Source organism: Cellulomonas oligotrophica (assembly GCF_013409875.1).
Lineage (GTDB): Bacteria > Actinomycetota > Actinomycetes > Actinomycetales > Cellulomonadaceae > Cellulomonas > Cellulomonas oligotrophica.
This window is the reverse complement of sequence record NZ_JACCBK010000001.1, coordinates 2775970-2788530: the sequence shown is the minus strand read 5'-3', so window position 1 is coordinate 2788530 and position 12561 is coordinate 2775970. Positions and strand designations below refer to the sequence as shown.

The 12561-nt window shown below is 74.9% G+C and carries 12 protein-coding genes; 4 read left to right on the top strand and 8 right to left on the bottom strand.

The window, feature by feature from the left end; translation table 11 throughout:
* Positions 1-51: 51 nt before the first annotated feature.
* Positions 52-1185: a right-handed parallel beta-helix repeat-containing protein gene (locus BKA21_RS12645; RefSeq protein WP_140459448.1), complete on the top strand. Its 1134-nt coding sequence runs from the start codon at positions 52-54 to the stop codon at positions 1183-1185.
* 66 nt (positions 1186-1251) lie between these two features.
* Positions 1252-2379, top strand: a complete 1128-nt coding sequence (locus BKA21_RS12640; protein ID WP_140459447.1) for a hypothetical protein — start codon at positions 1252-1254, stop codon at positions 2377-2379.
* 48 nt (positions 2380-2427) lie between these two features.
* On the opposite strand, the gene BKA21_RS12635 is transcribed toward BKA21_RS12640, so the two are convergent.
* Positions 2428-2829: a hypothetical protein gene (locus BKA21_RS12635; RefSeq protein WP_140459446.1), complete on the bottom strand. Its 402-nt coding sequence runs from the start codon at positions 2827-2829 to the stop codon at positions 2428-2430.
* A gap of 2 nt (positions 2830-2831) precedes the next feature.
* Positions 2832-3197: a thioredoxin gene (gene trxA / locus BKA21_RS12630; RefSeq protein WP_140459445.1), complete on the bottom strand. Its 366-nt coding sequence runs from the start codon at positions 3195-3197 to the stop codon at positions 2832-2834.
* A 57-nt stretch (positions 3198-3254) separates the two neighbouring features.
* Between trxA and BKA21_RS12625 the strand changes: the two genes are divergently transcribed.
* On the top strand, positions 3255-3860 hold the full coding sequence (locus BKA21_RS12625) for a hypothetical protein (protein ID WP_239072830.1): 606 nt from the start codon (positions 3255-3257) through the stop codon (positions 3858-3860).
* Here BKA21_RS12625 and BKA21_RS12620 read toward each other — a convergent pair.
* The 5 genes from BKA21_RS12620 to BKA21_RS12600 form a co-directional block, all read right to left on the bottom strand.
* Positions 3817-4290, bottom strand: coding sequence for a YbaK/EbsC family protein (locus tag BKA21_RS12620; protein ID WP_140459444.1), 474 nt, complete (start codon positions 4288-4290; stop codon positions 3817-3819). The genes BKA21_RS12625 and BKA21_RS12620 overlap by 44 nt on opposite strands.
* An 85-nt stretch (positions 4291-4375) precedes the next feature.
* Complete coding sequence (locus BKA21_RS12615; protein WP_140459443.1) at positions 4376-4987, bottom strand: GTP-binding protein; 612 nt, start codon at positions 4985-4987, stop codon at positions 4376-4378.
* On the bottom strand, positions 4968-5345 hold the full coding sequence (locus BKA21_RS12610) for a DUF742 domain-containing protein (protein WP_140459442.1): 378 nt from the start codon (positions 5343-5345) through the stop codon (positions 4968-4970). Before BKA21_RS12610 ends, BKA21_RS12615 begins: the two co-directional genes overlap by 20 nt.
* 16 nt (positions 5346-5361) lie before the next feature.
* Positions 5362-5811 carry a roadblock/LC7 domain-containing protein gene (locus tag BKA21_RS12605; RefSeq protein WP_140459441.1) on the bottom strand — a complete coding sequence of 150 codons (450 nt, stop codon included), beginning with the start codon at positions 5809-5811 and terminating at the stop codon, positions 5362-5364.
* 88 nt (positions 5812-5899) lie between these two features.
* Positions 5900-9994, bottom strand: a complete 4095-nt coding sequence (locus BKA21_RS12600) for an ATP-binding protein (protein WP_170209034.1) — start codon at positions 9992-9994, stop codon at positions 5900-5902.
* Positions 9995-10250: 256 nt separating this feature from the next.
* Between BKA21_RS12600 and BKA21_RS12595 the strand changes: the two genes are divergently transcribed.
* Entirely contained in the window at positions 10251-11234 is a 984-nt protein-coding gene (locus BKA21_RS12595; RefSeq protein ID WP_140459440.1) for an NAD(P)H-quinone oxidoreductase, read from the top strand.
* A 53-nt stretch (positions 11235-11287) separates the two neighbouring features.
* Here BKA21_RS12595 and BKA21_RS12590 read toward each other — a convergent pair whose 3' ends face one another.
* Complete coding sequence (locus tag BKA21_RS12590) at positions 11288-12520, bottom strand: AGE family epimerase/isomerase (RefSeq protein ID WP_140459439.1); 1233 nt, start codon at positions 12518-12520, stop codon at positions 11288-11290.
* Positions 12521-12561: the final 41 nt, after the last annotated feature.

Here is a 12561-nt window from a genome sequence, read left to right as displayed (position 1 = left end):
ACTGGCACCGCAGCGTCGCAGGGGGCGACGCGCACCCAGGGGGACAAAGCCATGCGCACTTCCACCGCCCTGCCCGCGCTCGTCCTGGCCGTCGGTGCGACGCTCGTCGCCGGCCCGGCGCAGGCCGCACCGCCCGGTCCTGCGTGCGGGGAGCACCTGACCGTCGACACCGTGCTCACCCGCAACCTCACCTGCACGTCCGGCGACGGGCTCACGCTGGCGCCGGGCGTCACGCTCGACCTCGGCGGCAAGGTGCTCACCGGGCACGACACCGGGCGCGGGGTCGTCGGGCCGCCCACCGGGGACGTGACGGTCACCAACGGCGTCGTGACCGGGTGGGGCACCGGGGTGACGGCCGACGACCTCACGGGCACCGACCCGGAGACGGGTGACGACCTCGAGCTCGACGGCACCGTCCACGTCGTCGGCGTCGTGGTGCGGGGCAACGGCACCGGCGTCGACGGCACCGGTCGGCTCTACGACAGCTTCAAGACCTTCGCGGTCGACCGGTCGACGCTGCGGGGCAACGGCACCGGGTTCTCGACGGTCGGCGGGTACGGCACGTTCACGCGCACCACGCTGCGGGACAACGACGTCGCCCTCTACGCGAACACCGGCGGTGTGCGGCTGGAGCGCTCGGTGGTACGCGACAACGGCACCGGGTTCGACAGCGGCGGCGAGGCGGGGATCGACCTGGTGTCGACCGCGTTCCTCGGCAACGACGTCGGGATCCGCACGGGGTTCATGGACTTCGTCACCGTCGAGCGGTCGGAGCTGAGCCGCAACGGCACGGCCATCGACCACGGGCCCGGCGGGTCGTACCTGCGGGTGCAGGACACGACGTTCGCGTCGAACGGCACGGGCGTGGCCGCGCACGGCGACGAGATGGCGATCACCGGCTCGACGTTCCGGAAGAACGACGTCGGCGTGTCCGTCGAGCCGGACAGCTGGCCCGACGCCCCGTGGGAGCGGGTCACCTCGATCGTCGGCAACACCTTCGTCGACGGCGGCGACGGCCTGCTCTCGCAGTGGGAGGGCGCACAGATCGGCGACAACTCAGCGACCGGCAACGACCGGTGGGGCATCCACGCCCCCGGCGCGGACGACCTCGGGCTGAACTCCGCGTCCGGCAACGGCAACGAGCCCCAGTGCGTCGGGGTGGTCTGCGCACCGACCGCGCCCTGAGGCTCACCGGTGCGCCTGCTGCCCCGCAGGCGCACCGGCCCACCCCGCCCCACCCCGGAGACCACCATGCGCATCACCACGGCCCTGCCCGGCCTCGCCCTGGTCGCGGTCGCGGCGCTCGGGGCGGGGCCCGCCCACGCAGCACCCGCCGGCCCAGCCTGCGGCGACACGCTCACGGTCGACACGGTCCTCACCGCCGACCTGACCTGCGCCGACGGGGTCGGGCTCCGTCTGGGCCCAGGCGTCACGCTCGACCTCGACGGCCACGTGCTGCGGGGCGGGAGCCTGCGGCAGACGGGCGTCGTGGTGCCGGCGGGCGGCGACGTGACGATCACCGACGGCGTGATCACGTTCTGGGGCGCCGCCGTCGCCGACCACGTGTACGACGGGGCCCCGGACGTCGCGGCGCCGGGCCCGCTCGGCGGCACGGTCCACCTCGACCGGGTGGTCGTGCGCGACGGCATCTACGGGGTCCGCACCGTCGCGCACGAGGACGGGTCCGCCACGACGGTGGACGTCGACCGTTCGACGTTCTCCCTGGTCAACGCCCCGCTGTGGATCGACGGCGGGGCACTGGTGCTGCATCGCTCGACCCTGCGGGACAACAGCTCGGCGGTCGTCCTCCGGGGTGGTCGGGCGACGATCACGCGGTCGGTGCTGCGCTCCAACGACGGCGCCGTGAACGTCAGCGAGGGCGGCTCGGCAGTCGTCCGATCCACCGCCTTCCTCGGCAACGCCGCCGCCGTCGAGACGTGGTCGGGCGGGTCCGCCGACGTGCGCAGGTCGGAGATCCGGGACAGCACGACCGCGGTCCGGCTCAACGCGGGATCCGGGTCGACGGTCGTCACGGACGTCTCGATCACCGGGGGCAGCCGAGGGATCCAGGCCGAGGGCGGGACGCTCGTCGTCGAGCGCGTGCACCTGGCCGACCACACGGACGAGTCCGTGGTCCTCTTCGCTCCCCCGGCCGGGCAGGCGGCGTCGGCGCGGATCGTGGGGAGCACGTTCCACGACGGCGGTGACGGCGTCGTCTCGGCCTGGGGCGCCGGCCTGAGCCTGGGCGGCAGCACCGCGACCGCGAACGCCGGCTGGGGCGTCCACGCGCCCGGGGCCGTCGACCTCGGGGGCAACGCCGCCGGGGGCAACGGTCTCGAGCCGCAGTGCGTCGGGGTCGTCTGCGCCGCAGCGCCCTGACGGCCCTCCGCCGCCCGCCACCAGGCCACTGGCGGGCGGCGCGGGACGTCAGGGGCGGGGGCAGGCCCGCTCGGCCGCGCCCCGACGGCGCAGGAGCCCGACGCCGACGACCGCCAGCGCGGCGAGCGCCATGGTCACCTGCTGCGGTGCGGCCGCCAGGAGCGCCGCGGCACCGACGACGCTCAGCCCGGACACCGCGTCGCAGGGGCCGCAGCCGAGCACGTCGGCGGCGCGCTGACCGCGCACGGGTACGTACCCGGCGAGCAGCACGGCACCGGCCACGGCCGTCAGGGCGACGACCACCGCCCACGCCACGCCCGGCTCGGCAAGGCCTCCGCCCGCGGCCACCAGCAGCACGAGCAGCACGGGAGCCAGTGCGACCCCGACCACGACGCGCCGGGGCGACGGCGCGCGCCGGGCCGCGGGGGCCGTCGGCGCGAGGACGTCCACGGTCAGTGGGCGGCGGTCGCGGCGACCTGGCGGCGGACCTCGTCCATGTCGAGCGCACGGGCCTGCTGCACGAGGTCCTCGAGCGCGGACGCCGGCAGCGCGCCAGGCTGGGAGAACAGCGGGACGCCGTCCCGGAAGATCATGAGCGTCGGGATCGACGAGATGCCGGCGGCGCCGGCGAGGGCCTGCTCTGCCTCGGTGTCGACCTTGGCGAACACCACGTCGGGGTGCGCCTGCGACGCGGCCTCGAAGACGGGCGCGAACATGCGGCACGGGCCGCACCAGGACGCCCACCAGTCGACGAGGACGATGCCGTCCTGCTGGACCGTGGCGGTGAAGGTCTCGGACGTCAGCTCGACGGTGGACATGGCCCCTCCCGGGTGGTCGACTGCGAGGAGCATACCCCCCGGGGTATGCTCCTCGCCATGGTGACCCTGCTGACACCCGGCACGCTCCCCGCGCGCGAGCCCGCCCGCACCGCCGTCGCCGCCTCCCGCGCGCTCCGCGCCTGGACGCCCCGGCAGGTCCGCGCCGCCGTCCTCGCCGGCACCGTCGCCGCACTCGTCGTCGGCCTGTCCACCGTCCTCGTCCCCAACCCCGTGTTCAGCCGGGAGATCGCCACCCTCGCCTGGAACTACCCCGTCTGGCTCGTCGCCTCCGCGCTCACCGGCATGCTCGCCGCGACCTACGTGCGCCCGACGTCCACGCCCGACCCGTCCGACGACGAGCCCGTCGGCACCGCCGGACGCCTGGGCATGGTCGGCGGCCTCCTCACCTGGTTCGCCGTCGGCTGCCCGGTGTGCAACAAGATCGCCCTCCTCGCGATCGGCTACTCGGGCGCCCTCACGTGGTTCGCACCCGCCCAGCCGTACCTCGCGGCCCTCGCGATCACCCTGACCGCCGTCGCGCTCGTCTGGCGCCTGCGCGGCCAGGTGATCTGCCCGGCACCCCGCCGCGCCGCCCGACCCCGCCGCGACGCCCGCGCGGTCAGGGCAGCCGCGAGACCGTCACCCAGCCCGGGTCGCCCGTGACGTGCGCGAGCTCGTCGCACGTCAGCTCGATCGCCGACGCCGCGTCGCCGCACGCGGGGAACACGCTCGCGAACCGCTGCAGCGACGTGTCGAGCCGCACCGTCGCGGACGGCGGGTTGCCGAACGGGCACACCCCGCCGGGTGCGTGCCCCGTGAGCTCCTCGACCTCGTCGCCGCCGAGCATCCGGGCCTTGACGCCGAACGCCGCCCGGAACGCCGCGTTGTCGACACGCGCGTCGCCGGCGACCACGACGAGCAGGGCGGTCCCGGGCTCCGGGCCCCGGAAGCTCAGGGTCTTGGCGATGCGCGCCGGCTCGACCCCCAGCGCCTGCGCCGCCAGCTCGACCGTCGCGCTCGAGCGCTCGGTCACGATCACGTCGTCGGCACGGCCGAAGCGCGCCAGGTGGGCCCGGGCGAGGTCGAGGGACACGGGGTGACCCTAGACGACGGCGGTCCGGACGCGCCGACGGCCGCCTCCCCGTGCGGGGAGGCGGCCGTCGAGGCGGAGCGGGACGTCAGCGCGAGCGCAGACGCTCCATGGCGAGCTGCACGAGCGCGATGAGCGCCTGCTTGGTCGCCGCGCGCGAACGCGCGTCCGTGTAGAGCACCGGTACGTGCGCGGGGATCGCGAGCGCCTCGCGCACGTCCTCGAGCTGGTGCTTGGCGATGCCGTCGAAGCAGTTCACGCCGACGACGAACGGGATGCCGCGCGACTCGAAGTAGTCGACGGCCGGGAAGCACTGGTCCAGGCGGTCCGTGTCGACCAGGACGACGGCGCCGATCGCGCCGCGCACCAGGTCGTCCCACATGAAGAGGAAGCGGTCCTGGCCGGGCGTGCCGAACAGGTACAGCCACAGCTGGCCCGGCAGCGCGATGCGGCCGAAGTCCATGGCGACCGTGGTCGTGTTCTTGCGCTCGGTCTGGCCACCGGCGTCGTCGACGCCGACCGAGTGCTCGGTCATCGCGGCCTCGGTGTTCATGGGCTCGATGTCGGAGATCGACCCGATGAAGGTCGTCTTGCCGACGGCGAAGCCACCGGCGACGACGATCTTGACGACTGTGGGGGCGACTGCGCCGGCGTTCCCCGCCGGAGCGGCGACGGCGGCGTCAGAGGGCGGAAATGCCATTGAGAACACTCTCCAGCACGCTCAGGGACAGGGCGGGGGACTCACCGGTGTTGACCTCGACCGGCTGAGAGGTGTGCACGCGCACGTAGTTGGCGTCGGTGAGGTCGGACACGAGGATCCGTACCACACCGATCGGCAGGTGCAGCAGCGCACTGAGCTCGGCCACGGAGATGTAGCCGGCGGAGGCGTGCTGGATGATGGCCCGCTTCTCGGGCGGGAGGCCGGTACCCGCCACGGCGCCCGGCATGACCTCGACCAGTGCCTCCAGGGGCAGGTCGGACCGTGCAGAACGCACGCGGCCGCCGGTCACGGCGTAGGGCCGGACCGTGCGGGCCTCGTACTCGATGTGCTCGCTCATGTGCGAGGACCTGGCCTCAGGCCACCGGGGCGCGCGTGGCGCCGTCGACAGGGAGCTGGCCGCGCATCTCGGAGATGAGCTGCGGGGTCAGGGTGGCCTCGGTCCGCGAGACGAGCATCGCCATCTCGTAGCCGATCAGGCCGACGTCGCAGCTGGAGTCCGCCACGACGGCGAGGACGGAGCCGTTCGAGACGCTCATGGTGAAGAGGAACAAGCTGTCCATCTCCACGATCGCCTGGCGCACCTCCCCCGCACGGAGCTGGCGCGCAGCGCCACGGGTCAGGCTCGACATCCCGGACACGATGGCCCCGAGCGTGTCGCCGCTGGTGCGGTCGAGCTGCTCGGACATGGCCATGAGCAGACCGTCGGCCGACACCACGAGCGTGTGGCGAGTGCCGGGCACGGTCCGGACGAAGTTGTCCAGGAGCCAGCCGAAGTTGGCTGCCTCGGTGCTGAGCGCGGTCACACTTCCTCCTTCATGGTGCAGTCAGGGCCGACTGCGGGCTGGGACACCCCGGCGGTGCGGACACCGTCGGGAACGGGGTTGGCGAGGGTCACGACGGGCCACCTTCCTGGCCGTTGGTCGCCGCGCGGCGTCCGCGCGACGTTCCGGACTGGAAGCTCGAGAGCCGCGAACGCAGCTGCTCGGCATCACGCTCGACCGGCTGCTCCTCGGAGAGGGGCGGTGCGGCCGGGACGGCGCTGGGAACACGCCGGGTCAACTGCTCCGCGCTGCCGCCGAGTGCGCTCGGCCGGTAGGCCGAGAGCTGGCTGAGCTCGGAGAGAGCTTGCTCCTGGATGTCCGACCGCAGCGCCAGCATGGCCGCCACCTCGTCGTCCAGGGTGCCGATGCGCGGTGCGACCGACGGCTGGGGGGCGACCGCCTGCGGGGCGGAGGCCGGCTGTCGCGGCCCCGACCACTCGGGCGGGCTCCACGAGCCGGTGCTCGCCGGCGCGGGCGTGGCCGCCGGGGGCGACCAGGTCGGCGCGCCCCAGGAGCGCTCGGCCGGGGCCGGCTCCGGGGTCGTCGGTGCGGACCACGCAGGGCTGTCCGTGACCGCGGGCGTCGGGTCGGAGTACGGCGTGCCGTCCTCCTTGCGCCGCGTGAACATCTGGCCCCATCGTCCCCGCTTCGGGGAGTCGTCGCCGTAGGACTCGCCGGTCGGGGCCCACGCGGGCGCCTCGCCCGTGGTGGACGTGACCGCGTCGGCGGCCTCGACGGGCGTGAACATCTGCGTCGGCTGCTCGACCGGTGCCGGCGACCAGGCCGGGGCGGCCTGCTGCGGGGCGGGCTGCGACCAGCTGGGTGCCGCTGCGGGTGCCGGGGTCGGCTCCCACGCGGGGGCGGCGGCCTCCTGCTGCGGGGCAGCAGGCTGCTCGGGCGCCCACGCCGGGGCGGCGGGCTGCTCGTCGGCCTGCCAGACCGGCGCCTGCCACTGCTCGGCCGGGGCCGGCTGCTCGGCGACGGGCTGCTCGGGCGCCCAGCCCTGGTCCTCGTAGGCCGGGGCGGCGGGCTCCGCGTAGCCGTTGTGCGCAGGCTCGGCCGCGTAGCCGTTGTGCGCAGGCTCGGCCGCGTGGCCGTGGTGCGCGGGCTGCGCACCGGCCGCGGGGTCCGGGACGACCGGCATCGAACCGGTGTGCCAGGACCGGGCCTCGTCGAGCGAGTGCTCGAACGGCACGTAGGGCGCCGTGTAGCTGACCACGGGCTGCTCGGAGGTCGCGGCCCAGCCGGAGTAGCCGCTGTACGCGGTGAACGTCGGCGCGGGCGTGTCCTGGGCGGGTGCCGCGGGCTCCTCGGACCACGACGGGGCCCAGGTCTGCTCGGCCGGCTGCTCGGCCCACGACTGCGCGGGGACGGGCTGCGGGGCCCACGTCTCCTCGTCCGTCTCGGGCTCGGCGGGCTGCGCCGGCGCCTGCTGCCAGGACTGCGCAGCGGGCTCCTGCTGCTCCCACGACGGCGCCGCGGCGGGCTGGTCCCACGAGGGGGTCTCGGCCTGCTGCTGCCACGCGGGGGCGGCGGGCTGCTCCCAGGACGGGGCCGGGGCGTGCTGCGGCTCGGCGGCGGGCGCGTCGGCGTACGTCGGGCCCCAGGCCTGGGCGGCCGGCTCGGCCGGCTGCTCCCACTGCTGCGGCGCGGGCGCCTCGGGCTGGGCCGGGGCGGACGCGGCGGGCTCGCGCCGCGAGGGCACGGGCCACCCGTTGGACTGCGGCTCCTCGTCGGGGACGAGGCCGGGCACGGACATCGACGTGCCCGTCTCGGCCGGGGCGCCTGCGCGCCCACGGAAGCCGGAGAACAGGCCGGCACGCGCGGCCGGGTCGGCCGGGGGCGCGACCTTCGGCGCCTCGGGCTCGGGCTCGGCTGCCCAGGCGGGCGTCGCCGACCGGGTCCGGCTCGGCAGACCGGTGGCGGTCTGGCGCACGACCTGTGCGGGCGACCACTCGCCGGTGTCCACGCCGAGGTCGGGCGACAGGTTGGTGGCCTGGGCCTCGGGCAGGACGATGTTGTCCTCGTCGAACGTCTTGCGCGACCGCGACGGGAGCGCCGCACCGCCCTGCGTCGGCGCGGGGCCGACGGGCTGACGGGTGGGCTGCTCGGGGACGGCGGGAGAGAAGCCCGTGTCGTCTCCGCGGCGGCGGCGCGGCAGGCCCAGCTGGGTCTCGCCGTCGGTCAGGCCGGCCAGGTCGACCTCGCGCACCTCGGGTGCCTCGACGGCGCCGTAGGGCGTCTGGACCGCGGGCGTCACGGCCGAGGGGGCCGGCGACGTCGGCGCGAGCTGGTTGACCTCGTTGGCCGAGAACAGCGTGCTCGGGAAGCGGACGACCGCCTCCGTGCCGGTACCGCCGGCGCGCTTGCGGAGGGTGACCTCCGCGCCGAGGCGCTGGGCGAGCCGGCCGACCACGAAGAGGCCGAGGCGCTGGGCGCCCAGGGCGTCCGAGGCGGAGACCGACGCGATCTTGTGGTTCGCCGCCTCGATCTCGTTGTCGGCCATGCCGAGGCCCTGGTCGGCGATCGTCACGACGACGCTGCCGCCGGTCACGCCGGTGGAGACCACGACGGGCGTCTCCGGCTCGGAGAAGACCGTCGCGTTCTCGAGGATCTCGGCGAGCAGGTGGGCCGCGGACAGGGCGTTGAAGCCGAGCATGTGCGGGTCGACCTGCAGGTCGAGCTCGACGCGGTCGTACTGCTCGATCTCGGAGGAGGCGGTACGGATGACGTCCGAGAGCGGCATGGCGTCGCGCAGACGACGACCGGAGTCGATGCCGGCGAGCACCAGGAGGGACTCGGCGTTACGACGCATCCGGGTCGCGAGGTGGTCGAGGCGGAAGAGGTTCGCCAGCGTGCCGGGGTCCTCCTCGGCGCGCTCGAGGGAGTCGATGAACGACAGCTGCCGGTTCAGGAGGACCTGGTCGCGGCGGGCGACGTTGACGAACATCTCGGCGATGGAGCCACGCAGCGCGGCCTGCTCCTGGGCGACCTGGATGGTCGTCGCGTTCACCGAGTTGAAGGCCTGGGCCAGGCGGCCGACCTCGTCCTGGGAGCGGACGGGGATCTGCGGGAGCTGGATGTCCGGGCCCTCGCCGGGGACGGCGACCTGCTCGACCAGGCGGGGCAGCTGCTCGCGCACCTCGCCGGCGGCGCTGGTGAGGCGGCGCAGCGGGACGACGATCGAGCGGCCGACGCTGGTGGCCAGGACGAAGGACAGGATCGCGGCGGCGAGAGCGACGAGGACGGTGAACACCGTCTGCTCCTGGGCGGCGCTCTCGATCTCGGCGGCCTCGGTGTTGGCCGCCTCGTTGACGCCGGTGCTGACGGCCCGCAGGGCGTCGAGCTGGTTGACCGTCTCCGACGTCCACGTCTCGGACTGGATGTTGGTGGAGATGGCGGCCTGGTTGCCCTGGGAGAAGATCTGACGGGCCGAGCGCAGGGTCGGCGTGGGGTAGTCGCTGCCGACCGCGAGGTCGGGGACGCCGAGCGTCTCCACGGCCACCTGGGCCTCGCCGCGCGCCAGCTCGGTCTGCGTGGACTGGTTGGTGAACGTACGGGCCAGGGCGGGGCTCGAGGCCACGGCGCCCTTCAGCTCCACACCGGTGACGTACTCGTTGATGATCGCGTCGACCAGCTGGTTCAGCGTCAGCGTCGCCGTGACGTGCGCGGCCAGGTCGCGGTCCTCGAGGGCGTTCGCGAGGGACTGGAGCGAGGCCGTCTGCAGGTTGACGATCTGCTGGAAGCCGTTCTTGATGACCGCCCGCTGCGAGTTGTCGTCGACGCGGGTGCGGACCGTGGGCAGCGCCTCCTGGTAGGCCTCCTGGGCCTGCTGGAAGTCGGCGACCACGTTGTCCGGGAACTGGTCCAGGTCGATGTCCGCGGTGATCGCGGCGGCGTCGTCCAGGGCCGCGTCCGTCACCTCGCGGGCGTCGGCGACTGCCGCCTCGTCCGCGTAGGTGAGCGAGAGCGTGCGCTCCTGCTGGAAGGCGTCCGTGAGGGGTGCCAGGGCCTCGATGGCCCGGATGACCTGGTGGCTCGCTCGTGCGTACTGGAGGTTCTGCCACGCGGTGAGGGAGATGTAGCCACCCATCCCGAAGACGACCAGCATGGGCACGGCGAGGACCGCCAAGACCTTGGCGCGGATGCCGAGCCGTCGCAGCATGTCAGTCCTTTCGTTCCGCCCGACCGCGGACGTGTGATGCGGTTGCCGTCCGCGTCCGACGCGTGAGCCACACCGGTGGTGACTCCCGTCTGGCGTCTCATCGGTTCCTGGACGGCGGACCATTAGCCCGCGGCAGAGTTTGCCACGGACGTCACCCGATCCGATACGGGACGAACTGTCCTTCTCGTCCAGTTCTGCGCCTGCGTCTTCGCAGGTGCGCGCGACGGACCCCCGCGCGGCGACTAGCGTCGTGCGGGTGCGTGCCGTCGTCGTGACCAGCCCCGGAGGCCCCGAGCAGCTGCGCGTCGCGGACGTGCCCGACCCGGTCGTCGGCCGCGGCGACCTCCTGCTGGACGTCGCCGCCGCCGGTGTGAACCGCGCGGACCTGCTGCAACGCGCAGGACACTACCCCCCTCCCCCCGGTGCGCCGGTGTGGCCGGGCCTGGAGGCGTCGGGCGTCGTCGTCGAGGTGGGCGACGACGTCGACGACGGCTGGCGCGTGGGCGACCGGGCCGCCGTGCTGCTGGCCGGCGGCGGGTACGCGACCCGCGTGGCCGTGCCGGCGGCGCTCGCGCTGCGGCTGCCGCCGGACGCCGACCTGCCGCTGGTGGACGCGGCCGCCCTCCCGGAGGCGCTCGCCACCTTCTGGTCCAACGCCCGTGCGGCCCGCCTGGCCCCGGGCGAGACCCTGCTGGTGCACGGCGGGTCCGGGGGCGTGGGCACGGTCGCCGTGCAGCTGGCCCGGACGCTGGGCGTGCGGGTGCTGGCGACGGCGGGCGGCCCGCAGCGGTGCGCCGCCGTCCGGGCGCTCGGCGCCGACGTCGTGGTCGACCACCGCGCCGGACGGGTGCGCGAGGACGTGCTCGCCGCGACGGACGGGCGGGGCGTGGACGTGGTGCTCGACGTCCTGGGTGCCGGTGCGCTGGGCGAGAACGTGCGGATGCTCGCCGAGGGCGGGCGGCTGGTCGTCATCGGGCTGCAGCAGGGCCGCCGAGGCGAGCTGGACCTGCCCGCGCTGATGTCCCGGCGGGGGTCGGTGCTCGCGACGACGCTGCGCGACCGGCCGGCCGCGCAGAAGGCCGCGATCATGGCCGAGGTGCGCGAGCAGGCGTGGCCCGCGGTGCTCGACGGGCGGGTGCGCCCGGTCGTGCACGAGCGCCTGCCGCTGGAGCGGGCCGCCGACGCGCACCGCCTGCTGGAGGGCGGCGGCGTGCTCGGCAAGCTCCTGCTGACGACCTGACGTCCCGCCGACCTGGCAGCCTCGTACGGCGCGAGGCCCCGCCGGGCGCGGGCTCAGCCCAGCAGACCTGCGGCGAGCGCCGGGGCGATCACGGGCGTCAGCGGCAGGCGCGGCACGAGCGTGGCCTGCACGGCGTGGTAGAGGTCGGCTTTGCCGGCCCAGACCGTGCGCGACACCGTGTTGTCGGTGCCGAGCTCGTGCCACCACGAGCCGCCGTCACGGTCGAGCAGGTGCTCGCCGACGTACTCCCACCAGTCGGTGTAGAGGTCGTCGAACCGGGCCTCGCCCGTCGCGGCGTGCAGCGTGGCCGCGGCGGCGACGGCCTCGGCGGCGACCCAGTGCATGCGCTCGCGCACCACGGGCCGGCCCTGCCAGTCCACCGTGTAGACGAACCCGGGGGCGCCGTCGACGTCCCACCCCTCGCGGACCCCGGCGTCGAACAGGCCGACCGCGTCGTCGAGCATCCAGGCGGGCGGCTCGTCGCCGCGGGCGGCGAGCGCCGCGCGGGCGTGCAGGGTCAGGCGCGCCCACTCGAACCAGTGGCCGATCGTCGCGCCGTAGGGGCGGAAGGGATGCGCGGGGACGTCGGCGTTGTACTCCAGGTCCGCGGTCCACGTGGCGTCGAAGTGCTCGGGCAGGCGCCAGGAGTTGCCGGCGGCGAAGCCGTGCACCACGCGGGTGAGGATCCGCACGGCCCGGTCGAGCCACCGGCGGTCGCCCGTGACGTCGGCCGCCGCGAGGTACGCCTCGACCGTGTGCATGTTGGCGTTGACGCCGCGGTAGGGGTCGAGCGTGGTGAACGTGCGGTCCCACTGCTCGACGACCATGCCCGCGTCGTCGTCCCAGAACCGCAGCTCCTGCACGGCCAGGGCGGCGTCGAGCAGCTCGCGCGCACCGGGGCGGCCAGCGGCGGCGGCGCTCGACGAGGCCAGCACGACGAACGCGTGCGGGTAGGCGGCCTTGTCGGTGTCGCGCGGGGTGCCGTCGCGCTCGACCTCGGCGTACCAGCCGCCGTGCTCGGCGTCGCGGAACAGCCCGGCGAGCGCCGCGACGCCGTGGTCGACGAGGGCCGCGGACCCGGGCCGGCCGGCGAGGTGGGCGAGCGCGTACACGTGCGTCATGCGGCACGTGATCCACAGCTCGACGGGCCCGTCCTCGGGCTGCCCCGTCTCGGAGAGCCGCGCGAACCCGCCGCCGGGGAGCCGCGACGCGCGGCCGAACTCCCACAGCCGGTCGGACTCGGCCTCGAGCCAACGAAGGTGCGCCGGTGTGCTCAGCCACGCCATGGCGCCACCCTAGTCCCGCGGCGGCGGCCGGGGCGGGACCT